The sequence below is a fragment of the Streptomyces canus genome (assembly GCF_041435015.1).
Lineage (GTDB): Bacteria > Actinomycetota > Actinomycetes > Streptomycetales > Streptomycetaceae > Streptomyces > Streptomyces canus_G.
This window is the reverse complement of sequence record NZ_CP107989.1, coordinates 1,005,328-1,026,926: the sequence shown is the minus strand read 5'-3', so window position 1 is coordinate 1,026,926 and position 21,599 is coordinate 1,005,328. Positions and strand designations below refer to the sequence as shown.

At 71.5% G+C, this 21,599-nt stretch carries 19 protein-coding genes, 2 pseudogenes and 1 riboswitch; of the genes and pseudogenes, 10 read left to right on the top strand and 11 right to left on the bottom strand.

Annotated features, from left to right (window positions below; translation table 11 throughout):
- Positions 1 to 63: 63 nt before the first annotated feature.
- From OG841_RS04865 to OG841_RS04855, 3 genes and pseudogenes are all read left to right on the top strand, one after another.
- A complete protein-coding gene (locus OG841_RS04865; RefSeq protein WP_328642614.1) occupies positions 64 to 576 on the top strand; it encodes a metallophosphoesterase family protein in 513 nt (170 codons plus the stop codon).
- 131 nt (positions 577 to 707) lie between these two features.
- A pseudogene (locus OG841_RS04860) lies at positions 708 to 1,292 on the top strand (MFS transporter); the annotation flags it as partial.
- Positions 1,292 to 1,954, top strand: a complete 663-nt coding sequence (locus OG841_RS04855) for a hypothetical protein (RefSeq protein ID WP_371571053.1) — start codon at positions 1,292 to 1,294, stop codon at positions 1,952 to 1,954. The pseudogene OG841_RS04860 and the gene OG841_RS04855, both read left to right, overlap by 1 nt.
- A gap of 331 nt (positions 1,955 to 2,285) precedes the next feature.
- Here the strand turns inward: OG841_RS04855 and OG841_RS04850 are convergent, their stop codons facing one another.
- A complete protein-coding gene (locus tag OG841_RS04850) occupies positions 2,286 to 3,386 on the bottom strand; it encodes an XdhC family protein (RefSeq protein WP_371563670.1) in 1,101 nt (366 codons plus the stop codon).
- A 270-nt stretch (positions 3,387 to 3,656) separates the two neighbouring features.
- Positions 3,657 to 3,824 carry a VWA domain-containing protein gene (locus tag OG841_RS04845; RefSeq protein ID WP_371563667.1) on the bottom strand — a complete coding sequence of 56 codons (168 nt, stop codon included), beginning with the start codon at positions 3,822 to 3,824 and terminating at the stop codon, positions 3,657 to 3,659.
- 175 nt (positions 3,825 to 3,999) lie between these two features.
- Here OG841_RS04845 and OG841_RS04840 point away from each other — a divergent pair, with 175 nt between their 5' ends.
- Together OG841_RS04840 and OG841_RS04835 are read left to right on the top strand one after the other, a co-directional pair.
- A complete protein-coding gene (locus OG841_RS04840; RefSeq protein WP_371563664.1) occupies positions 4,000 to 5,964 on the top strand; it encodes a GTP-binding protein in 1,965 nt (654 codons plus the stop codon).
- Between the two features lie 77 nt (positions 5,965 to 6,041).
- Entirely contained in the window at positions 6,042 to 7,901 is a 1,860-nt protein-coding gene (locus tag OG841_RS04835; RefSeq protein ID WP_328642618.1) for a cellulase family glycosylhydrolase, read from the top strand.
- A gap of 89 nt (positions 7,902 to 7,990) precedes the next feature.
- Here the strand turns inward: OG841_RS04835 and OG841_RS04830 are convergent, their stop codons facing one another.
- Positions 7,991 to 9,235 carry a YncE family protein gene (locus OG841_RS04830; protein WP_371563661.1) on the bottom strand — a complete coding sequence of 415 codons (1,245 nt, stop codon included), beginning with the start codon at positions 9,233 to 9,235 and terminating at the stop codon, positions 7,991 to 7,993.
- 184 nt (positions 9,236 to 9,419) lie between these two features.
- Here OG841_RS04830 and OG841_RS04825 point away from each other — a divergent pair, with 184 nt between their 5' ends.
- Entirely contained in the window at positions 9,420 to 10,082 is a 663-nt protein-coding gene (locus OG841_RS04825; protein ID WP_371563658.1) for a TetR/AcrR family transcriptional regulator, read from the top strand.
- A 190-nt stretch (positions 10,083 to 10,272) separates the two neighbouring features.
- Here the strand turns inward: OG841_RS04825 and OG841_RS04820 are convergent.
- Positions 10,273 to 10,518, bottom strand: a pseudogene (locus OG841_RS04820) (glycosyltransferase); the annotation flags it as partial.
- Positions 10,519 to 10,719: 201 nt separating this feature from the next.
- Between OG841_RS04820 and OG841_RS04815 the strand changes: the two are divergent.
- Positions 10,720 to 12,687 (top strand): ricin-type beta-trefoil lectin domain protein, encoded by a 1,968-nt coding sequence (locus OG841_RS04815; RefSeq protein WP_328642621.1) that lies wholly within the window; start codon positions 10,720 to 10,722, stop codon positions 12,685 to 12,687.
- Between the two features lies 1 nt (position 12,688).
- Here OG841_RS04815 and OG841_RS04810 read toward each other — a convergent pair whose 3' ends face one another.
- The gene (locus OG841_RS04810) at positions 12,689 to 13,540 is read right to left on the bottom strand and encodes a bifunctional 5,10-methylenetetrahydrofolate dehydrogenase/5,10-methenyltetrahydrofolate cyclohydrolase (protein WP_371563656.1); all 852 of its coding nucleotides are present in this window, start codon (positions 13,538 to 13,540) and stop codon (positions 12,689 to 12,691) included.
- Between the two features lie 22 nt (positions 13,541 to 13,562).
- Positions 13,563 to 13,645, bottom strand: a riboswitch (ZMP/ZTP riboswitch).
- A gap of 26 nt (positions 13,646 to 13,671) precedes the next feature.
- The gene (locus OG841_RS04805; protein WP_328642623.1) at positions 13,672 to 14,511 is read right to left on the bottom strand and encodes a hypothetical protein; all 840 of its coding nucleotides are present in this window, start codon (positions 14,509 to 14,511) and stop codon (positions 13,672 to 13,674) included.
- Positions 14,512 to 14,572: 61 nt separating this feature from the next.
- Here OG841_RS04805 and OG841_RS04800 point away from each other — a divergent pair, with 61 nt between their 5' ends.
- Positions 14,573 to 15,100, top strand: coding sequence for a MarR family winged helix-turn-helix transcriptional regulator (locus tag OG841_RS04800; protein WP_371563653.1), 528 nt, complete (start codon positions 14,573 to 14,575; stop codon positions 15,098 to 15,100).
- 23 nt (positions 15,101 to 15,123) lie between these two features.
- Here OG841_RS04800 and OG841_RS04795 read toward each other — a convergent pair whose 3' ends face one another.
- Complete coding sequence (locus OG841_RS04795) at positions 15,124 to 15,489, bottom strand: nuclear transport factor 2 family protein (RefSeq protein WP_057613012.1); 366 nt, start codon at positions 15,487 to 15,489, stop codon at positions 15,124 to 15,126.
- Positions 15,490 to 15,659: 170 nt separating this feature from the next.
- On the opposite strand from OG841_RS04795, the gene OG841_RS04790 reads away from it, so the two are divergent.
- Positions 15,660 to 15,956 carry a hypothetical protein gene (locus tag OG841_RS04790; protein WP_328642625.1) on the top strand — a complete coding sequence of 99 codons (297 nt, stop codon included), beginning with the start codon at positions 15,660 to 15,662 and terminating at the stop codon, positions 15,954 to 15,956.
- Between the two features lie 84 nt (positions 15,957 to 16,040).
- On the opposite strand, the gene OG841_RS04785 is transcribed toward OG841_RS04790, so the two are convergent.
- Both OG841_RS04785 and OG841_RS04780 read right to left on the bottom strand, forming a co-directional pair.
- Positions 16,041 to 17,795: an ABC transporter ATP-binding protein gene (locus OG841_RS04785; RefSeq protein WP_328642626.1), complete on the bottom strand. Its 1,755-nt coding sequence runs from the start codon at positions 17,793 to 17,795 to the stop codon at positions 16,041 to 16,043.
- A gap of 68 nt (positions 17,796 to 17,863) precedes the next feature.
- Complete coding sequence (locus OG841_RS04780) at positions 17,864 to 18,427, bottom strand: rhodanese-like domain-containing protein (RefSeq protein WP_328642627.1); 564 nt, start codon at positions 18,425 to 18,427, stop codon at positions 17,864 to 17,866.
- An 89-nt stretch (positions 18,428 to 18,516) separates the two neighbouring features.
- Here OG841_RS04780 and OG841_RS04775 point away from each other — a divergent pair, with 89 nt between their 5' ends.
- The gene (locus OG841_RS04775; protein WP_028807630.1) at positions 18,517 to 18,804 is read left to right on the top strand and encodes a metal-sensitive transcriptional regulator; all 288 of its coding nucleotides are present in this window, start codon (positions 18,517 to 18,519) and stop codon (positions 18,802 to 18,804) included.
- A gap of 3 nt (positions 18,805 to 18,807) precedes the next feature.
- On the opposite strand, the gene OG841_RS04770 is transcribed toward OG841_RS04775, so the two are convergent.
- Positions 18,808 to 19,557 carry a sulfite exporter TauE/SafE family protein gene (locus OG841_RS04770; protein WP_328642628.1) on the bottom strand — a complete coding sequence of 250 codons (750 nt, stop codon included), beginning with the start codon at positions 19,555 to 19,557 and terminating at the stop codon, positions 18,808 to 18,810.
- Positions 19,554 to 21,521 (bottom strand): MBL fold metallo-hydrolase, encoded by a 1,968-nt coding sequence (locus tag OG841_RS04765; protein WP_371563646.1) that lies wholly within the window; start codon positions 21,519 to 21,521, stop codon positions 19,554 to 19,556. Before OG841_RS04765 ends, OG841_RS04770 begins: the two co-directional genes overlap by 4 nt.
- Between the last annotated feature and the right edge of the window lie 78 nt (positions 21,522 to 21,599).

The following is a 21,599-nucleotide window of genomic DNA, read 5'->3' as shown; positions in this document are numbered from 1 at the left end:
TCCGGCCCCGGCGCGCTGCCCATGTGGTGCGGGGTGGGCCGCAAGCCGCTCTAGGGTGATCCCGTGCGTCTGCTGCTGATGTCCGACACCCACCTGCCCAAGCGCGCCAAGCAGCTCCCGACCCCGCTGCTCGCCGAACTCCCGCACGCCGACGTCGTCCTCCACGCCGGCGACTGGGTGGACACCGCCACCCTCGACCTGCTGGAGAGCCGCAGCGCACGGCTCGTCGGGGTCTACGGCAACAACGACGGACCCGAACTGCGCGCGCGGCTGCCCGAGGTGGCGTACGCCGAACTCGGCGGCCTGCGCTTCGCCGTCGTCCACGAGACCGGCGCCGCCCAGGGCCGCGAGGCCCGCTGCGCCGCCCGCTACCCCGACGCCGACGTCCTGGTCTTCGGCCACAGCCACATCCCCTGGGACACCACCGCCCCCGGCGGACTGCGGCTGCTCAACCCCGGCTCGCCGACCGACCGCCGCCGCCAGCCCCACTGCACCTACATGACGGCGACCGCGGCCGACGGCCGCCTCACGGACGTGACCCTGCACCGCCTGCCTCCGCGGATCGTGTCGCCGTAGGGCTCACGGGCACCCGGGACTGTCAGTGCCGCCTGATACGACGGAAACAGGGCTGCTGCACCGGTAACGCTGCTCCGACGCGGGGTGTCCCCCGGGAACTCCGGGTCGCCGCGCACCGTCCTCGCCGTGATGTGCGCCGGATACTTCCTGGTGCTGCTCGACGTCACCGTCGTCGACGTCGCCCTGCCGGCCATCGGCTCGGATCTCGGCACCGACGTCGGCGGGCTTGGGGGTACCCCCGCTGGGGGAGGTCGTCGACGGATACGCGCCGGCGCTCGCCTCCCTCGTGCTACCAGCGGCGCGGCCGGGGACCGGTACGGCCACAAGCGGGTCGTGCTGACCGGCCTCGGCGTCTTCGGCGCCGGCTCCCTGGCCTGCGGTCTCGCCCAGAGCGGGGGGTGCTCGTGGCCGCCCGGGTGGTCCAGGGCGGCCACGAGCACCCCCCGCTGTTGCCGGGCAGGCTCGCCCTCATCGGCCGGGCCTTCCCCGACGACGCGGCCCGGGCCCGGGCGATCGGCGTGTGGGCGGGCTTCCGCGGTCTCGCCCTGCCCGCCGGACCCCTCGTGGGCGGTGCCCTCGTCGACGGACTCGGCCGACGGGCCGTCTTCCTGATCAACGTGCCGGTCGTGCTGCTCGCCCTGCTGTGGTCCACGGCGGTCGTCCGCGAGAGCAGGGAGGGCCGGGCCAGGCCCCTCGGCCCCTCGACCTGCCCGGGATGCTGTCCGGCGGGGTGCTGCTGCTCGCCACGACCTACGCGTTCATCGAGGGCGGCCGCTCCGGCGCCGGCTCACCCCAGGTCCTCACGGCGGCGGCCGTCGGCGTGGCGGCTCAGGCGGTACTGGCCACGGCGGAACTGCGGCGCGGCGACGACGCGATGCTGCCGCCCACGCTCCTGCGGCGTCCCGCCTTCACCGCGGCCAACACCACCGCGGGGATCATGAACCTGTGCACCCTCGTCACGCTGTTCGTGCTGATGCTGTTCCTCCAGTCGGTGCAGCACCGCCCGGCCCTGCTCGCGGGCCTGACCGTCGTCCCCCTGTTCGCCCCGCTCGCGGTCATGGCGCCCGTCGGAGGGCGCATCACCAGCCGGTTCGGCCCCCGGCTGCCCGCGGCGGCGGGGCTGCTGGTGGCCGCGTCCGGGCTCGCACTGCTGACCCGCTCCGAGGCCCACTCGGGATACGTCGATCTGCTGCCGGCGTTCCTGCTGTGGGGGACCGGCTGCGGACTGCTGCCCCCCCACGGTCGCCGCGATCGGCATCGCGGTGGCGGGCTCCGTCGCGGGGCAGCCCGGCGACCAGGCGCGTTTTCCTGCGGGGCTGCCATGCCGTCGCGCTGGGCTCGGCCTGCCTCTACGCGGCCGCCGCGGTGCCGGCGCTGACTCTGCTGCCCGGAGCCCTGACACCGACACACCGGCGCTCATGAGGTCCGGGCCGCTCCGAATGCAGGGGAGCGGCCCGGACGCAACGAGTGTGCGTTCTCACGGACCTCCTTCCCGATCGGAGGTGGGGCGAGGGATTCGGACGCCCTCTCCCGTTGCTCGTCGCCTACCCCTTCGAGCGCGACTCACACCCGTCGGCGGTCCCCCGGTACGTCACAGTGATCGGCTCGACCTTGACCTTCACGGAGCCGGTCACGGTCTTGCCGTCGTAGTCTTCGACACCGGCACGGTGAACTCGTGGTGCAGTTCCATGTCCTCCTCCAGGCAGGCTTCACGAAGACGGATGGATCGCCCCCGCCGTCGCCGTCAGCGGGGCGCCGCTGCCGCCCCAGCGCAGCGCGACGATCTCGGCGGCCACGGACACGGCGACCTCCTCCGGTGTACGGGCACCGAGGTCGAGGCCGACCGGCGAGCGCAGCCGGGACAACTCGGCCTCGGCCAGCCCCGATTCGGCGAGCCGCTTCATCCGGTCGTCGTGGGTACGCCGACTGCCCATCGCCCCGATGTACGCCGCGGGCCGGCGCAGCGCCTCCTCCAGCAGGGGCACGTCGAACTTCGGGTCGTGGGTCAGGACGCAGATCACGGTGCGTTCGTCGGTCTCGGTGCCGCCGAGGTAGCGGTGCGGCCAGTCCACGACGACCTCCACGCCCTCCGGGAAGCGCTTCGGCGTGGCGAAGACCCGGCGGGCATCGCAGACCGTGACCCGGTAGCCGAGGAAGGCGCCGATCCGGGCGACCGCGGCCGCGTAGTCGATCGCGCCGAAGACCAGCATGCGGGGCGGCGGGGCGAAGGAGTGCAGGAAGACGGTGACCGCGTCCTCGCGCCGCTCTCCGTGCGGACCGTAGTGCCTCGACCCCGTCGCGCCCAGGGCGAGTTCGCCGCGCGCGTCGGCGGTGACCGCCACATCCAGGCCGGTGGTGCCGAGGGTGCCCGCGACCCGGTCGGGCCACACGGCGAGCGTGGCTCCGCGGGGTGCGGGTCCGTCGGTCACCGTCGCCACGGTCACCGGGCGGGCCGCCGCGACCGACTCCGCGATCTCGCCGAACGCGGGATCGACGGCGGCCGTCACGGGACGTACGAGCAGCGTGAGCTCCCCACCGCAGGTGAGGCCCACCGCGAACGCGTCCTCGTCGCTGTACCCGAAGGTCTCCAGGCGGGCCTCGCCGCTCGCCACGACCTCCTGGGCCAGCTCGAACACGGCCCCCTCGACACAGCCGCCGGACACACTGCCGACGACCTCGTCGTCCGGACCCACGGCCATGGCCGCGCCCGGATCGCGCGGCGCGCTGCGGCTCATCGAGACCACCGTGGCCAGTCCGAACGGCACCCCTGCCGTGTACCAGCCGTTCAGCACCGGGAGGATGTCACGCATCGTCGGCTCCTTTCACCACTGCCGTCAGACGCTCCGGCGCGGCCGCCATCCCGGCGGCCAGGGGCGCGTAACCGGGACGAGCCTTGCGCGGACGGTCCGGATCACCCGGTGCGCCAGCCGGTGCAAGCGTCGCATCTGCGCCGCGAGCATCATCGGATCGCCACGCTCCCGGCCGCCCGACAGCACCACCAGACCGCCCCGCGTGCCGCGCCCCGCTGCCCCAGCGGTTCAGGACTCCCGCAGCAGCTCACCGACCCGGGTACCCCCGCGTCAGTCCGGATCGCGGTGCGAGAGCTCGCGGGTGACGCGGGTCAGCCGCGTGGCGATCGTGAACACGTCGGTGCGGGTGCTGCGGCCGCCATGGGCCGCCTCGTGGGCGAAGCGCAGCAGCGCGTCGGCGTACGGCGCCATCGAGCCGCGGACGTCCACGAGGAGCACGAGGGGGCGAGGGTCGGGGACGCGACTGGTTGAGCGTTAATCCGTTGCCGTCGGGGGCTCGCGCCTGCTGCACTTCTCGTGTCTTTGCCGTCGCACGATCCAGGAGCCGTCATGCGCACTGCGTCCATGTCCACCCCGGAAGGAATCTCCCTCTCTCCAAAGGACATGACGCTTCGTGCACCTGCTCAACCTCGGGATCCTCGCCCACGTCGACGCCGGTAAGACCAGCCTGACCGAGCGGCTCCTGCACTCGGTCGGAGTCATCGACGAGATCGGCAGCGTCGACGCCGGCAGCACGCAGACCGACACCCTCGCCCTCGAGCGTCGGCGCGGCATCACCATCAAGTCCGCCGTCGTCTCCTTCGCGGTGGACGACGTGACCGTCAACCTCATCGACACCCCAGGCCACCCCGACTTCATCGCCGAGGTGGAGCGCGTCCTCGGAGTGCTCGACGGCGCCGTGCTCGTCGTCTCGGCCGTCGAGGGCGTCCAGGCCCAGACCCGCGTCCTGATGCGGACCCTCCAGCGCCTGCGCATCCCGACCCTCGTCTTCGTCAACAAGATCGACCGGAGGGGCGCCCGCTACGACGGTGTCCTGCGGGCCATCGCCGAGCGCCTCACCCCGGCCGTCGTGCCGATGGGGACGGTCGCCGGACTCGGCGCGCGGGAGGCCCGCTTCATCCCTGGGATCGGCGCCTACGACGTTCTCGCGGACCATGACGACGACCTGCTGGAGGCCTGTGTCGAGGGGCGGGTCGGTGCGGACCTGCTGCACCGGGCCCTGGTCGCGCAGACCCGGCAGGCCCTGGTGCACCCGGTCTACTTCGGATCGGCGGTCACCGGCGCGGGCGTGCCCGAACTGATCACCGGCATCAAGGAGTTGCTGCCCGCCGCCGACGGCGACCCCGAAGGGCCCGTCTCCGGCACCGTGTTCAAGGTCGACCGGGGCCCGGCGGGGGAGAAGGTCGCGTACGCACGCCTGTTCTCCGGCACGCTCGGCATCCGCGACCGGGTGCCGTTCGGCGAGGCGCGCACCGAGGGCCGTATCACCGCGATCAGCGTTTTCGACGGCGGCACCGAGACCCGCCGGGAAGCGGTCCCGGCGCACCGGATCGCCAAGCTCTGGGGCCTGGCCGACATCCGCATCGGCGACGCCCTCGGCGAACCCCGCAAGGCCCACGGCCACTTCTTCGCCCCGCCCTCCCTCGAGACGGTCGTCGTCCCGGGCCCGGACACGGACGCCAGGTCCCTCCACCTCGCCCTCACCCAGCTCGCCGAGCAGGACCCGCTGATCGACCTGCGCCACGACGAGGTCCGCCAGGAGACCTCCGTCTCCCTCTACGGCGAGGTCCAGAAGGAGGTCGTCCAGGCCACGCTCGCCGAGGAGTTCGGTCTCGACGTCACCTTCCGCGAGACCACGCCCCTGTGCATCGAGCGCCCGGCCGGGTCGGGAACGGCCGCCGAGTTCATCAAGAAGGACGCCAACCCCTTCCTCGCCGCCGTCGGCCTGCGCGTCGACCCGGCCCCGGTCGGCTCGGGCGTGGCCTTCCGGCTGGAGGTGGAGCTCGGCGCCATGCCGTACGCCTTCTTCAAGGCCGTCGAGGACACCGTGCGCGAAACCCTGCACCAGGGGCTGGAGGGCTGGCAGGTCACCGACTGCACGGTCACCATGACCCACTCCGGCTACTGCCCCCGGCAGAGCCACGCCCACCAGGGCTTCGACAAGAGCATGTCCAGCACCGGAGCCGACTTCCGGGGCCTGACCCCGCTGGTCCTCGTCGAGGCGCTGCGCCGGGCGGGCACCCAGGTGTACGAACCGATGCACCGGTTCCGCATCGAGGCCCCGGCCGACACCCTCGGGGCGCTGCTGCCGGTGCTGGCCGCGCTGCGGGCCGTACCGCAGACCACCGAGACGCGCGCCGACCGCTGTGTCCTGGAGGGTGCGGTGCCGGCCGCCCGGGTGCACGCACTGGAGCAGCGCCTGCCCGGACTCACCCGTGGCGAGGGGGAGTTGGACAGCGGATTCGACCACTACGCGCCGGTCTCCCACGGAACCGTTCCGCGTCGCCCACGCAGTGATCACAACCCCCTCAACCGGAAGGAGTATCTGTTGAACGTGACGCGTCGAGTCGGCGGGTGAGGCGTCAGATGCGACGAAAGTGAAACTTACTCATCAGTCAGATGGTGTTGACGTTGTACCGAAATGGTCGGACTGTAATGGACATGCCGAATAAACGCGCACGTCTGCTCGTTGTTCTGGTTGTCCTCTGCGGATTCCTGACGGTCGCGGGCGCCCGGCCCGCCCCCGCCGACGCCCTCACCGATTCCCTCTCCTTCGACGACACCCCCCTGACCGTCCAGAACGGACGGTTCGTCGACGGCAACGGCCGCGAGGTCGTGCTGCGTGGCTACAACGTCTCCGGCGAGACCAAGCTCGCCGAGAACAAGGGCCTGCCCTTCGCCTCGGTCGCCGACGCCAAGAAGTCGGCGACCGCGCTGAGAACCCTCGGCGGCGGCAACTCCGTGCGCTTCCTGCTGTCCTGGGCCTACGCGGAACCGGTGAAGGGCCAGGTCGACACCACGTATCTGGCGAACGCCACCGCGCAGATGCGCGCGTTCCTCGACGCGGGCATCCGGGTCTACCCTGACTTCCACCAGGACCTGTACTCCCGCTGGCTGTTCAACTCGGGCAGCTGGTACACCGGCGACGGCGCCCCCGCGTGGGCCGTGGCACTCGGCAACTACCCCGCCGAGTCCTGCGGCATCTGCCTGCTGTGGGGCCAGAACATCACCCAGAACGGCGCGGTCAAGGCCGCCCAGTACGACTTCTGGCACAACAACCACGGCCTCCAGGACTCCTTCCTGGTCACCGCCCAGAAGACCATGGCGTACCTCAAGGCGAACCTCGCCACCGAGGAGTTCGCCGGCGTGGTCGGCTTCGACCCCTACAACGAGCCCTACGCCGGCACCTACGACTCCGGCCAGAACAGCCGCACCTGGGAACGCGACCTGCTCTGGCCGTTCTACGTGAAGTTCCGGGCCCGGATGGACGCGGCGGGCTGGACGGACAAGCCCGCCATGGTCGAGCCGAACCTCTTCTGGAACGGCAACGTCAGCAAGGAGGAGGGTGGCCTTCTCGACGCGGGCACGCTCGGCTCCGGGTATGTCTTCAACACCCACTTCTACGACCAGAAGGCCATCTCCGGCATCCTGATGTGGGGCAACGCCTCCGACGGCCAGTACGTCACCGATTTCGGCACGGTGCGCGACCGCGCGACGGCCGCCGGGACGACGGCCGTGGTCAGCGAGTTCGGGCACCCGCTGAACGGCTCGACCGCCGGCAAGGCCCCGACCGTCCTCAAGGCCATGTACCAGGCTCTGGACTCCCGGGTGAAGGGCGCCAACTGGTGGTCCGCGCCCGCCGGTTCGGGGCCGGTCCTCTCCGGCACCCAATGGCAGTGGGACCTCTACAACGGCCGCCACCACGAGTTGATGAACGACAACCCCGACAAGGTCCTCACCTCGGGCGACGCCTGGAACGACGAGGACCTGTCGGCCGTGAAGCTCGACGACTCGGGCACGCCGGTGCTCCGCCAGGACGCCCGGCTCCTCGACCGGATCTACCCCAGTGCCACCGCGGGGACGACCCTCGCCTTCACCTACGAGGACCGCTCACGCGACGGTTCCACCACCCTGACCTGGAACCCGGTGCCGAGCAGCCTGCCGAACATGTCGTCGCTGGTCGGGACCGGCCAGTACTCGGTGCTGGTGTGGCGCTCGGGAAGCGGCTCCGCGCCCACCGAACTCCACCTGCCCGCGTCCTTCCCGAACTCGACGACCACGGTGGTCTCCGACCTGGGCACGGTCTACGGCCCTCCGGCGTACGGCTCGTCGACCCCGGTCGGAGCGGCCCCCGAACCGGGCGGCACGGGGAGCCGACGGCTGCTGCTCACCGACTCGGACTCCGGTGTCCTGCACTACGCGCTGGTGACGAACCGGACGACCGCGCCCTCCGCGTCACTGCTGAGCGCGGCCAGGTCGGAGCTCGCGACCTGGGTGGCGCAGAAGTTCGGCTGACCCCGCTCAGCCCGGACAGCCGGGCCGGCCTCCGGGAGGAGGCCGGCCCGGCTGCGTCATCCGCCAGGACCGCGCGGGTCGCGTTCCGGCTAGGAGGAGGGGCTCGTCCAGGCGGCGGCCACATGACCCAGCCGCACCCGCTGCGGATGGTCGCCCACCGGCACCGACACCGTCTTCTGCCCGGTCGCGAAGTCGATCGCGGTGACCTGGTCGGCACCGCTCTCCGAGACGACACAGCTCTTGCCGTCACCGCTGACGGTGGCCCAGTAGGGCTTCGAGGCGGGGACGAGCGGGCCCTCCTGGAGGGTGGTGCGGTTCACGACGGTCGCGTAGTCGTCCATCGTGCCCGCCACGCACAGCTTGCTGCCGTCCGGGCTCATCGAAATGCCGTGATGGCGCGAGTCGTTGACCATGGTGGTGCGGTCGTCGCTGGTCGCGGGGTTCTTCGGGAGCGTCTTCGTCCGGGTGATCTTGTCGGTGGCGACGTCGTACTCGAAGAAGCCGTTGAAGAACGACACCTGGAAGTACAGCTTGGACTCGTCCGGCGAGAACACGGCGGGCCGGACGGCGTCGGAGTAGTCCGTGAGGCCGATCGCGTTCAGCTTGTCCCGCATGTCGATCGTCTTGACCTGCTTGTAGGTGGTCGCGTCCACCACCGTGATGTGCCGGTCGCCCTTAGTCCAGTCCAGCCAGGGCGCGTCGGAGTCGGTGTTCACGTCACCGATCCCCATGTTCCAGATGTACTTCCCGTCCTTGGTGAAGATGTTCTCGTGCGGCTTGTCGCCGGTGGCGAAGGAGCCGAGTTGCTTGCCCGTGTCGATGTTCAGCACGTGCACGGTGTTCGCGGTGGAGGCCGACACCGCGACGCGGGTGCCGTCGGGGGAGACCGCCATGTGGTCCGCGCGGTAACCCGACACCGGGAAGCGCCAGTTGATGCTTCCGGTGGCCAGGTCGATCGACACCACGTCCGCGAAGCTCGGCCGCGAGACGACCACCGACTTGCCGTCCGGCGTGGAGTACATGTCGTCGGCGAACTGGTCGTGGCCTTCGCCGACGCTGTTGCGGATCGCCATGAAGTAGATCCACTTGATCGGATCGGCGTTGATCGCCGCCATCCGGGCGTCCTTGTCGGGGATGACGTTGACCCGGCCGATCTTCGCCAGGTCGCCGGAGGACTTGATGACGTCGGCCGTGCCGTCCCAGTTGTTGGCCACGAACAGCACCTCGCGCAGGGCGGCGGCGTCCGCGGCGGAGGCGGTGGTCGCGGGGGCGGTGACGGTCAGGACGACGGCGGCGGCCATGGCCCACAGGTGTCTGGTTCTCGGAACAGGCATGACGGGTCTCCCTCGGGAGCGGCTCGTGACGGGGGCATGCCAAGGTGGCAAAACTGAAGACGCGTGCTTTCAGATTGAACTTACTGCAAAGTAAGGAAGGGGGGCCCTTCTCCACAAGACTGCGTACACGACAAAATTGGGGCTCTACGGGAGGCCGGACGCTCCGGCCCGGGTGGGAGGTGCGGTGACGGGCAGACTCAGGGCCCCGACCGGTCGCTACGGCGGCAAGACAGCCGAGGAGCGGCAGGCCGAGCGGCGCCGCCGTTTCCTGGACGCGGCACTCCAGCTCTTCGGGGACGCGCCCGGCTACCGCGCCACGACCGTCGCTGCCCTCAGCGAGGCCGCGGGCCTCTCCACCCGCCAGTTCTACGAGGAGTTCCGCACCCTCGAGGACGTCCTGGCCGAGCTGCACCTCGAGGTCAACGACTGGGCGACGGCTGCCGTGCTGGCCGCGGTGGCCGATGCGGACCGTCTGCCGCTCGCGGAGCGCGCGGCCGCGATCTTCCGCGCCTACGCGGCGAACGTCACCTCCGATCCGCGGCGCGTGCGGATCACGTTCGTGGAGATCATCGGCGTCAGCGCCCGGTTGGAGGAGCAGCGGCTGGCCCGTCGGGCGCTCTGGGTCGATCTGGTGTGCGCCGAGGCGAACCGGGCCGTGGTCAGGGGGGAGGCGGCGCTGCGGGACTATCGGCTCGCGGCGACCGGGTTCATCGGCAGTGTGAACGGGCTGCTGCACGACTGGAGTGCGGGGTGGGTGGACGCGACCCTGGACGAGGTTGTCGAGGAGTTGGTGCGGCAACTGCTGGGGATTCTGCAGCCGCCCGGGTGGGAGCCCGCTCGAGGGTGACCCCGCGCCCAGCCAGGCGCGCGGTCGTCAGCTTCCCAGCCGGTTCACCGCTTCCACCACGGGGACCATGCCGTCCTCCGCTCGGATCTGCGCGCCCACCGTCCGTGCCCGCTCCTGACACGGAGAGCAGGAGCGCGTCGCTCACCCGGGCGGCGGCCACGAGGTCGTCGGCCATCTCCACCGCCAGCGCCCGCGCCATCGCGACCACCCGCGCCAGCTTGCCCACGCCGGTCGTACTGCGGTGCAGGGCCCGGCCGCGCGAGGACTCCAACTCCGCCCGGGGATCGACCGGCAGCGCGTGGAAGCCGATGCCGGCCCGCGCCGCCAGCGGCTCGAAGCGGCCGTGTGTCACCACGGTGACCTGGTGTCCGGCCCGCGCCAGGCCGTGCCCCAGACCGGTGAAGGGGGCCACATCGCCCCGGGAACCCGCTGTCATGATCGCGACCCGCACGACGGACAGTATGGCGCCGTGCCCACCGTCCCGCGCGAACGAACCGTTCACACCGGCCGGTTCACCCCTGTCGCAGCCGTTGACTTCACCCTCTGGGGACTCTAGCTTCGGCGCGCATGGTGTTCGAATCGCCGATCCTCGTTCGATATTTCGACCGGTTCGGTGCCCCCCGCCAGAAGGAGCCGCATGTACCCCCCGCCGCTGACGACCCGCAGAGGTCTCACAGGACGTGTCGGAGCCGTCGCCGTCCGTGCTCTCGTCCTCGCCCTGACCGCCACCGCCGCGCTGCTCTTCGCCCAGCCGACCCCCGCCGAGGCCGCGACCACCCGGCAGACAGCGGTCCCCTCGGCGCCGATGGGCTGGGCGTCCTGGAACAGCTTCGCCGCGAAGATCGACTACACCGTGATCAAGGCGCAGGTCGACGCGTTCGTCGCCTCCGGTCTCCCCGCGGCGGGATACAAGTACATCAACATCGACGAGGGCTGGTGGCAGGGCACGCGCGACAGCGCCGGGAACATCACGGTCGACGAGTCCGAGTGGCCCGGCGGTATGAAGGCCATCGCCGACTACATCCACAGCAAGGGCCTCAAGGCCGGCATCTACACCGACGCGGGCAAGGACGGCTGCGGCTACTACTACCCGACGGGCCGCCCCGCCGCCCCCGGCTCCGGCAGCGAGGGCCACTACGACCAGGACATGCTCCAGTTCTCCCAGTGGGGCTTCGACTTCGTGAAGGTCGACTGGTGCGGTGGTGACGTGGAGGGACTCGACGCGAAGACGACCTACCAGTCGATCAGCGACGCGATCGCCAGGGCCACTGCCACCACGGGCCGTCCGATGACCCTGTCGCTGTGCAACTGGGGCAGGCAGAACCCGTGGAACTGGGCCCCGGGGCAGGGCGCGATGTGGCGGACCAACGACGACATCATCTTCTACGGCAACAAGCCGTCGATGACGAACCTGCTGACGAACTTCGACCGGAATCTCCACCCCACGGCCCAGCACACCGGCTACTACAACGACCCGGACATGCTGATGGTCGGCATGGACGGCTTCAGTGCCGCACAGAACCGCACCCACATGAACCTGTGGGCCATCTCCGGAGCCCCGCTCCTGGCCGGCAACAACCTGGCCACCATGACCACCGAGACCGCGAACATCCTCAAGAACCCCGAAGTCGTCGCCGTCGACCAGGACCCGCGCGGTCTCCAGGGCGTCAAGGTCGCCGAGGACACCACCGGACTCCAGGTCTACGGCAAGGTCCTCTCCGGCACCGGAAACCGAGCCGTCGTCCTCCTCAACCGCACCTCCTCCGCCCAGAACGTCACCGTCCGCTGGTCCGACCTCGGTCTGACCAACGCCAACGCGACCGTCCGTGACCTCTGGACGCGCTCCGACGTCGGCTCGTACGGCACGGGTTACACCACCAGTGTCCCGGCGGGCGGTTCGGTGATGCTCACGGTCACCGGCGGCACGGAGGCGGCGAGCAGCACGTACACGGGCACCTCGAGCTTCACCGGTGTGGTCGCCGGAAACACCGGGATCAAGACCGTCGACGTCGCCTACACCAACAACACCTCGGCGGCCCGCACCGCGACCCTCAAGGTCAACGGCCAGGGCGCGACCACGGTCTCCTTCCCGCCGACCGGCTCCTCCCAGGGCACCGTCTCGGTCCAGGTCGGCCTGTCCAAGGGCTCCTCGAACACGCTGACCTTCACCGGCGCCCCGACTCTGGCCGACATCACGGTCCGCCCGCTGCCCGGCACCAACAGCACCCTCGCCGTCGGCAGCCAGTCCGGCCGCTGCCTGGACCTCTACGACAACACCATCGGCAACGGCACCCAGGCCGAGCTGTGGGACTGCAACGGCGGCCAGAACCAGCAGTGGACGTACACCTCGCGCAAGGAACTCGTGGTGTACGGCAACAAGTGTCTGGACGCCTACAACCTCGGCACGACCAACGGCACCAAGGTCGTGATCTGGGACTGCAACGGCCAGAACAACCAGAAGTGGAACGTGAACAGCGACGGCACGATCACCAACGTCAACGCCGGTCTCTGCCTGGACGCCTATAACGCGGGCACCACCAACGGCACCCAGATGGTGCTGTGGTCGTGCAACGGCCAGGCCAACCAGAAGTGGACGCTGAACTGATCTAGCTCTGCCGGGCGGCGGCCACCGCCGCGTCGACGGTCTGCTCCAGCAGCGTGGCGATGGTCATCGGACCGACCCCGCCCGGCACCGGCGTGATCAGCGAGGCCCGCTCCACCGCGGAGTCGAAGTCGACGTCACCGACGTTCCCGGCGTTGTACCCGGCGTCGACGACGACCGCGCCGGGCTTGATGTCCCGGCCCCGGACCAGCCGGGGCCGGCCCACCGCGGCGACCACGATGTCCGCCTCCCGTACGGCCGCCGACAGGTCCGCCGTACGGGAGTGGCAGTAGGTCACCGTGGCGTCCCGGGCGAGCAGCAGCATGCCGACCGGCTTGCCGAGGATCGCGCTGCGGCCCACGACCACGGCCCGCTTGCCGGCCGGGTCGACGTCGTACTCGTCGAGCAGCCGCATGATCCCGCCGGGCGTGCACGACACGAAGCCCGGCAGTCCGAAGCTCATCGTCGCGAAGGACGCGAAGGTGACACCGTCGACGTCCTTCTCCGGAGCGATCGCCTCGAACGCCGCCCGCTCGTCGATGTGCGGGCCCATCGGGTGCTGGAGCAGGATGCCGTGCACGGTGGGGTCGGCCGACAACTCCCGCAGTGTGCGGACGAGTTCCTCGGTGGTCGTGGCCGCGGGCAGCTCCACGTGCCGCGACTCGATACCCGCCTTGCGGCAGCGGTTGCGCTTCATCCGGACGTAGGTGACCGAGGCGGGGTCGTCGCCCACCAGCACCGTCGCGAGACAGGGTGCCCGTCCGGTGCGCTCGGTGAGGTCGGCCGCCCGCTCGGCGGTCTCCTCGAGGATGCGCCCGGCGAGCGCGGTGCCGTCCATGAGCCGTGCCTGAGACATGATCCACTCCTGAGCCGATCGAAGGAATCGCCCAGGCGCACGGCATCGGGTGTGCGGACCGCTCCCCGGTGGTGCTCCACCTCAGCGCCAGTCACGGTCCGTACCTCAGATTAGCCGACGCGCTACGGCGGTCACGCCCCGCTCTCCTGGGGCGCAGCCGTCGGATCCGCCCCCGCGAGGAAGCCGGCCGCCTGGGAGTGGACGTGATCGGCGCCGATCGCCTTGGCCCAGCGGGCGATCTCCCGTGCCAGCGCGGTCGCCCCGGCTTCGTCACCGGTGTCGCGGGCCAGGACCGCGAGGAGCATCTGCTGGGTGAGCACGCCGGGGACCATCCCGGCCCGAGCGCCGAGGGCGGTGGCCCGCCGCCAGCGCTCCAGGGCGCCCTCGTGATCGCCGGCGTCGTGGTCGTGGTCGCCGAGATGCCGCAGCGCCTCCCGGACCAGCAGATCGTCGCCGCCCGACTCACCGGCGCCCAGGGCGGCCTCGTAGTGGGCGGGGGCGGCCGTACGCTCGGCGAAGAGATTGTCGGCGATCAGCCCCAGGTACATCGAGGCCCAGCCGCGCCGCACCTCGTCCGGGGCGTCCTCGCGCAGGTCGTGCGCGATGCGCCGGAGGCCGGCGAGTGCCTCGGGGTCCTTGCCCTCGGGACCGGGCCGGAAGTGGCCCTCGCTGCGCAGCAGCCGGAAGTAGGCGTGCCGCAGCCGGACGAAGGCCAGATCCCAGTCGGCGCCCGACGACATCTTCTCCGCCTGCTCGGCACGGCCGGCCGTGAGATCCGTACCGCCGAACCAGTCGCTCTGAAGGGCGACCTCGGCCGCCGCGAGAGCGAGCCGGGCGCGGTCCGCGGCGGTGTCACAGGTCGTCGCGTCCAGGAGACGCAGTGCCCGCTCCCACCGTCCCGCCAGTGACAACTCGCGTGCGGAGGCGAGGAGTTCGTCGAATTCGACGGTTGTGCCCGTGGTGTTCTTCATGACAGGGGAAGGTAGTCAGACGAAAAACCATCCACAAGAAAACCATTGCAGGGGGCGGGTAATGCGGGATTCGGTCGACCGGCACGTCGAGGTGTGGGCGAAGGAACTCGACTGGATGGATCCCGTCAAGGAGGCGATCTTCGCGCGGCTGGCCATCCTGGCCCGGTACGCGTCCCAGGCCCGCCGCGACACCCTCGACTCCGACGGACTGCGGAACTGGCAGTACAAGGTGCTGCTCACCCTGCGTCGCCTAGGCCCGCCGTACACCGGGAGCCCCTCGCTCCTCGCCGACCACCTCGGACTGACCCGGGGAGCCCTGTCGGCCCGGCTGACGCCGCTGGAGGACGCCGGGCTGATCGTCCGTACGCACGAGGACGACGACCGGCGACGGGTGCGGGTCCGGCTCACCGAAGCCGGGCACGCCGCGTTCGAACAGCAGGTCGCCTCGGAGGAAGCGGGTGAGCTCGCACTGCTCTCGGCACTCACCCCGGCAGAGCGGCGAACACTCGCGGACCTGCTGCGGAAGCTGGTCGTGGCCGCCGAGTCCGCCCCGGACGAGCCGGGAAGGCCCAGGTCAGCCGTGATGTGACGGGGCCCTCCCGGCTCTGGCTCCTACTCGTCCCATGCCTCGACGATGATCTGCTCGGAGATCTTGCCGTCGCGCAGGGTGACCATCGACTCGGACAGGACGCGCATGCCGTCCGAGTACTGGCAGGACTCGCTGTAGGCCGCGCGATCGCCCTGGACCACGCACTCTTCCAGCTTGTGGGTCATGTCGCGGCTGTAGACGTCGGTCAGCATCGCGCCGATCTCGTCACGGCCGTGCAGGACCTTGGGGTTGCTGGGTGTGGCGTTCCGGTTGACGAGGCGTATTTCCGCGTCGTCCGCGTACAGAGACAGAAGCGTCTCCGCGGTGTGTCCTTCGATGCCCTGGCGCAGGATGTCGGTGTCGAAGCCGGGTCGTGCCGCGGTGCCCATGATGACCTCCTTCGAAGGCCCCGGCCGACAAGGAGCGGGCCGTAGGGCCTCTTTCTTCGAGACTCCTCCGCCCCGGCGGCCACGGCAAGCGCAGGCCGGGCGCTCCGCCTGACGGGTGAGCGGCGCCGGGCGGCCGTGTCGGTGGAGACCCCGCCCGCGTTGCTGCAGACATGATCTCAACTCGACGTATCGTCGCCGCCGTCGGTCTCGCCGTCGGCGTCACCGGCCTCACCGCCCCCCTCGCGCACGCGGCCGACGCGGGCGCCCCGGACGCCGGGCGGCTCAGCCCGATCTCGGTGATCGACTCGCTCGCGGTGAGCGACATCCCCGCGGAGCACCAGGACGAGATCCCGCGCGTCTCCGAGCAGCTGGCGGCGCTCGACCAGGTCAAGAAGCTGAACCAGCTGCACCAGCTCACCGACCTCGTCGCCCCCGTCACCGGGCTGCTGCCGGGTGTCGGAGGCTGAGTCTCCCGCACGGAGACCGAGGGCCGCCCGGACGACCGGGCGGCCCTCGACGCATGCATCCGTCAGCGGTGCCGCGGACGCGTCTCAACCAGCGGTCGCCAGGAACTGTGTGGCGGCCAACTCCGCGTACAACGGATCTCCGGCGACCAGTTCCCCGTGGGTCCCCACCGCGCGGACGCGTCCCGCGTCCATGACCACGATCCGGTCCGCCATCGTCACCGTGGACAGCCGGTGCGCGACCACCAGCACCGTGGTCGTACGCGCCACGTCCGCCACGGTGTCCCGCAACGCCGCCTCGTTCACCGCGTCCAACTGGGACGTGGCCTCGTCGAGCAGCAACAGCCGGGGCCGCCTCAACAACGCCCGGGCGATCGCCACCCGCTGCCGCTCCCCACCCGACAACTTGGTCCCCCGATGCCCGACCAGCGTCTCCAACCCCCTGGGCAGCCTGGTCACCAGACCGTCGAGCCGGGTCGTCTTCAGTACGCGCGACACCGCGTCCTCGTCCGCCTCGGGATTCCCGAGCAGCAGATTCTCCCGCAGCGACCCCGACAGCACGGGCGCGTCCTGCTCCACATAGCCGATCGCGGACCGGAGTTGCGGAAGATCCCACTCCGAGAGATCCCGTCCGTCCAGCGTGACGACCCCGGCCTCGGGATCGTAGAACCGCTCGATCAACGAGAACACCGTGGTCTTCCCCGCCCCCGACGGCCCGACGAACGCCGTCATCCCCCGCGCGGGCACATCGAAGGTCACCCCGTGGTGGACGTACGGCAGATCGTCGGCATACCGGAATCGGACGTCCGAGAAGGCGACGGAAGCCGGCTCCGCCCCGTCGGTGGGCAACGGCGCGGGCTGAGCGGCCGGTTCGGCGGGCAGCCGGAGCGCCTCCTGGATGCGGGCGAGAGCCGCGGCCCCCGTCTGGTACTGCGTGATCGCCCCGACGACCTGCTGGATCGGCGACATCAGATAGAAGACGTACAGCAGGAACGCGACCAGCGTGCCGACGTCTATCGCCCCGGTCGCGACCCGAGCCCCGCCCACCGCGAGCACGGTGATGAACGCGATCTGCATCGCGAGCCCGGCCGTGTTGCCTGCCGCCGCCGACCACTTGGCGGCCCGCACGCTCTGCCGCCACGACTCCTCGGCCGCCGCGTGCAGCGTCCGTTCCTCGCGGTGCTCGGCGCCGGACGCCTTCACCGTGCGCAGCGCGCCGAGGATGCGTTCCAGTGAGGCGCCCATCACCCCGACCGCGTCCTGCGCCTGCCGGCTCGCCCGGTTGATGCGGGGCACGATCACCCCGAGGACCGTGCCCGCGGCCAGGATGACCGCCAGCGTGACGCCCAGCAGCACCGGATCGACGAGGCCCATCATCACGACGGTCGCGACCAGCGTGAGCCCGCCGGTGCCCAGGCCCACGAGCGAGTCGGTGGTGACCTCGCGCAGCAGGGTGGTGTCCGAGGTGATCCGGGCCATCAGGTCGCCCGGTTCGGTGCGGTCCACGGCCGCGATGCGCAGGCGCAGCAGATACGACGACAGCGCGCGCCGCGCGCCGAGCACCACGGACTCCGCGGTGCGCCGCAGCACGTACGAACCCAGCCCGCCCACCGCCGCGTTGGTGATCACCAGCCCCGACATGACGAACAACGCACCGGTGATCGTGCGGTCGTGGGACAGGTCGTCGATCAACTCCCGGGCCACCAGCGGCAGCAGCAGACCGGTGGCGCCCGTCAGCAGCGAGAGAACGGCACCCGCCAGCAGGGTCCACCGGTGCGGCCGTACGTATCCGAGGAGCAGTCGCCAGGTCGGCGGGCCGGTCTCCGTCTCGGTGATGCTCACGGTGCTCCTTCGGGCCCGGCGGCGTGCGGAGACTTCAGGCTACGTCCGGACTTCCCGCACTGACGGGGTCAGCGGTGTGCGAGCGCGGCCAGGGTCGCGTCGAGGTCGGTGGGCCGTGTCCGGTTGTGCGGCAGTTTCCCCAACAGGGTGGCCATGCCGCAGGTGTTGGTGAGCGCCGAGAAGACCAGGCCGCCCGCGATTCCCGCGCAGAGCAACTGCCAGGCGGGGTGCAGGAGTCCGAGTCCCAGCCCCGCCAGGACGACGGTGCCCGCGGTGAAGCGGACCTGGCGTTCCATGGCCCAGACGGCACGGGCGCCCGCGGCTGGCCGGTCGAGCCGCTGTCCGGCCGCGGCCCAGCCCTGTGTGCCGCCGGTCAGGGAGAGGGCCCGTATGCCGTGCTCGGAGAGGACCTCGCACGCGCTCAGCGCACGCGCGCCGGAGGCGCAGACGACGAGCAGTTCGCCGGGTACCTCCCGGAGCGCGGGCAGGGCCCGCCTGATCTGGTCCAGGGGGATGTTGAGCGCGCCGGGCAGATGTCCGGAGGCGTACTCGCCCGGGGTGCGGACGTCGAGGACGGTCAGTTCGTCCAGCCGGGCGCCCGCCTGCGAGGCGTCGAGAGCGGTGGGGGTCATGTCGTGCGTGATCCTTCCTGAGAGGCTGATGGGACGAGAGGGCGACCCGAGGAGGTAAAATACCCCCAAGGGTATGCAGAGGAGTGATGGTGGAGCTTCAGTTCGAGGGCGATGAGCTCAAGTCCGTGCTGAACCGACTGCGCCGGGCGCAGGGTCAGATCTCCGGAGTGATCAAGATGATCGAGGAGGGCCGGGACTGCGAGGACGTGGTCACCCAGCTCGCCGCGGCCTCCCGCGCCCTCGACCGGGCCGGCTTCGCGATCATCGCGACCGGGTTGCAGCAGTGCCTGACCGACCCCGAGGGGAACCGCGTCGACGGGGAGACGACGGAGCAGATGAAGGCCCGGCTGGAGAAGCTGTTCCTGTCCCTGGCGTGACGTTCACCGGACGGCGTCCGCCAGCATGAACGCGGCCACGGCCAGCAGTGCCACGGCGAACGTCCGCTGCAGTGCGCCTGCCGACACCTTGGCGGCCAAGCGCCTGCCGTCCCAGGCGCCGAGCACCGCGGTCGCCGCGAACGGGGCGACCGCACCCCAGTCGACGTCCACGCTCGTGCCGCCGCGGGCCGCCAGCGCGGCCAGGGAGTTGACGGTGATGACCAGGAGGCTGGTCCCGACGGCCGCTCTCATGCGCAGTCCGACGACATTCACCAGGGCCGGTACCGCGAGAAACCCGCCGCCCACGCCCAGGAGACCGGTCACCGCGCCGAGCCCCGCCCCCGCCCGGGCGACGCGACTCGTGCGCACCGGCAGACCGTCCGGCCGTACGGATGCCGACGGCTTGAGCATACGGACGGCGGCGAGGGCGGCGACCACGGCGAACGCGCCCGTGAGCACGCCTGCCGGCAGCCGCCCGGACACCGCCCCGCCGATCGCCGCGGGCACGAGTCCCGCCGTCGCGAACAGGGCGCCCTCGCGCCAGCGCACCGCGCCCCCGCGGGCGTGGGTGACCAGCGCGGTCACGGAGGTGAGGGTGACGACGACGAGTCCGGCGGTGGTGGCCGCGGCCGGGCTGAAGCCGAGCAGATAGATCAGCGCGGGCACGGCGAGCATGCTGCCCCCACCGCCGAGCGCGCCGAGCGCCAGACCGGTGAGGCCGCCGGCGAGCAGGGCGAGGACGAGGATGCTCACGTGAGGCGGGCGTCGGCCGTGGCTCGGGCGGCCGGGGTGCCGTGTGCCACGGGGCTCGGCGCGGGGGAGGGGCCGCCGGGTGCCGAGGAGCCGTTCGCCGAGGAGTGTGCGCGAGACGTACCCGGCGTACCGTCCGCCCCGGTACGCCTGTCGGAGTCGCCGTCGGCGGCGGGCGAACCGTCCGTCACCGTAAGTGTGCCGTGGTCGCCGTCAGTGGCGGGCGTACCGTCCGCCCCGGGAACCGTGTCGGAGCCGCCGTTCGCGCCGGGCGGACTCCCCGGCGCGGACCGGCCGCCCGACGAACCCCCCACCACGCCGAGCCCCGCCTCCATCCAGGCCCGCATCCCACCCAGGACGTCCACCACGTCCACTCCCCGCGCCGCGAGCAGCCCGGCCGCCTCCCGGGACCGCTTGCCCGAGCGGCAGATCGTGACCACCGGGCGGTCCTCCGCGGCCCCGGGCAGTCGGCCACCGGACGCCAGCTCGGACAGCGGAGCGTGGACAGCCCCGGGCGCGTGCCCCGCCGCCCACTCCGCCTGCTCACGCACGTCGAGGAGTACGGCCTCCGCCTCCGCCCCGGTCCGCTCGTGAGCCTCCTCGGCCGTGATCCTCGCCATCGGGAGCCCGGCCGCGGCCGCGGAGGCGAACGCGTCGTCGACGGCGACCACGTCACGTCCTGCCGCGTCGAGGATCGAGGCCCCTATGGCCGCCCGCATCCCGCCCGCGCAGTGCACCCACACCGTGCCGTCCGGTATCTCCGACTGCCTCTCCCGCAGCCGATGCAACGGAATGTGGAGCGAGCCCCGGATGTGACCGCCCGACCGCTCCGAGTCCCTCCGCACGTCCAGCACCACGACTCCGTTGGAACCCCGGGCGGCCAGCTCGGCGAACGAGCCACGCGGGAACGAGCGCGGCGACTCCCCCTCCCGTACCCACTCGGACGGCGAACCGGTCGCCGCGGCGGCGGGCCGGTCGATGCCGATGCGGACCAGTTCCCGCTGGGCGTGGGCGAGTTGAGCGGGCGAGGCAGCCAGGAGCGTCACCGGCCTGCCCCACGGGACCAGCCAGGCCAGATACGTGGCGAGCTGTCCCTCCGCCTCGAAGTTGAACGCCCCGGCGACATGCCCCTCGGCGAACGCGCGCCGGTTCCGCAGATCCACCACCCACTCACCGGCCGCCAGCCGCGCCGCGATCTCCTCGGCGTCCGCCTGGCGGGGCGGGGTCAGATCCACGGGGGCGGGCCCCCGCGTGTTCAGTGGCCCCATGTGGGCGTAGTACGCGGGCACGTCGTCCAGCCCCGCGAGCAGCTCGGCGACGAACGTGTCGACGTCCTTGACCAGAGCTTCGTTGGAGCCGCGCTCCCGCCCGATGGTCGTGGCCGCGCCACCGGCCGCCTGCGTGGCGGAACAGAAGCTGCCGAACCCGTGCGTGGGCAGCACCGCCGTCTCGTCCGGCAGCTCCGCGGCCAGCCGGTGAGCCGAGTCGTACTGGGCCCGGGCCAGCCGGCCGGTCAGCGCCGGCTCCACGAGGTCGGGCCGCCCCACCGTGCCGATCAGCAGCGAGCCGCCGCTGAAGACGGCCACCGGCCGCCCGGCCGCCTCCAGGACGTACGCCATGTGGTGCGGGGTGTGCCCGGGCGTGGCCAGCGCCCGCAGCGCCAGCCCGTCCTCGATCTCCGCCACGTCCCCGTCGGCGACCGGCGTCCGATCGAACGCGACCCGCGCCCCGGCCGGCACCAGATAGGCGGCCCCCGTGATCCGGGCCAGCTCCAGGCCGCCGGTCACGTAGTCGTTGTGGACGTGCGTCTCGACGACGTGGGTGATCCGGACCCCGCGCCCGGCGGCTGCCCCGATCACCCGGTCCACGTCCCGCGGCGGATCCACCACCACGGCGCTGCCGGCGCCGCCCGCCAGGTAGCCGCGGTTGCCCAGGCCGGGCACCTCGATGGTGTCGACGAAGTACACGACAGCGCTCCTCTCCTCGCGACAACCCCGGGGTCAATTACCCCCGGGGGTATGTGTTCCACCGTAGCAGAGGTACCC

Bases quoted from the DNA above. Each gene is read 5' to 3' on its own strand.
- OG841_RS04830 (WP_371563661.1), bottom strand. From the start codon at position 9,235: ATGCCTGTTCCGAGAACCAGACACCTGTGGGCCATGGCCGCCGCCGTC.
- OG841_RS04810 (WP_371563656.1), bottom strand. From the start codon at position 13,540: ATGTCTCAGGCACGGCTCATGGACGGCACCGCGCTCGCCGGGCGCATC.
- OG841_RS04805 (WP_328642623.1), bottom strand. From the start codon at position 14,511: ATGAAGAACACCACGGGCACAACCGTCGAATTCGACGAACTCCTCGCC.
- OG841_RS04815 (WP_328642621.1), top strand. From the start codon at position 10,720: ATGTACCCCCCGCCGCTGACGACCCGCAGAGGTCTCACAGGACGTGTC.
- OG841_RS04795 (WP_057613012.1), bottom strand. From the start codon at position 15,489: ATGGGCACCGCGGCACGACCCGGCTTCGACACCGACATCCTGCGCCAG.
- OG841_RS04835 (WP_328642618.1), top strand. From the start codon at position 6,042: ATGGACATGCCGAATAAACGCGCACGTCTGCTCGTTGTTCTGGTTGTC.
- OG841_RS04850 (WP_371563670.1), bottom strand. From the start codon at position 3,386: ATGCGTGACATCCTCCCGGTGCTGAACGGCTGGTACACGGCAGGGGTG.
- OG841_RS04780 (WP_328642627.1), bottom strand. From the start codon at position 18,427: ATGACCCCCACCGCTCTCGACGCCTCGCAGGCGGGCGCCCGGCTGGAC.
- OG841_RS04790 (WP_328642625.1), top strand. From the start codon at position 15,660: ATGATCTCAACTCGACGTATCGTCGCCGCCGTCGGTCTCGCCGTCGGC.
- OG841_RS04800 (WP_371563653.1), top strand. From the start codon at position 14,573: ATGCGGGATTCGGTCGACCGGCACGTCGAGGTGTGGGCGAAGGAACTC.
- OG841_RS04855 (WP_371571053.1), top strand. From the start codon at position 1,292: ATGCTGTCCGGCGGGGTGCTGCTGCTCGCCACGACCTACGCGTTCATC.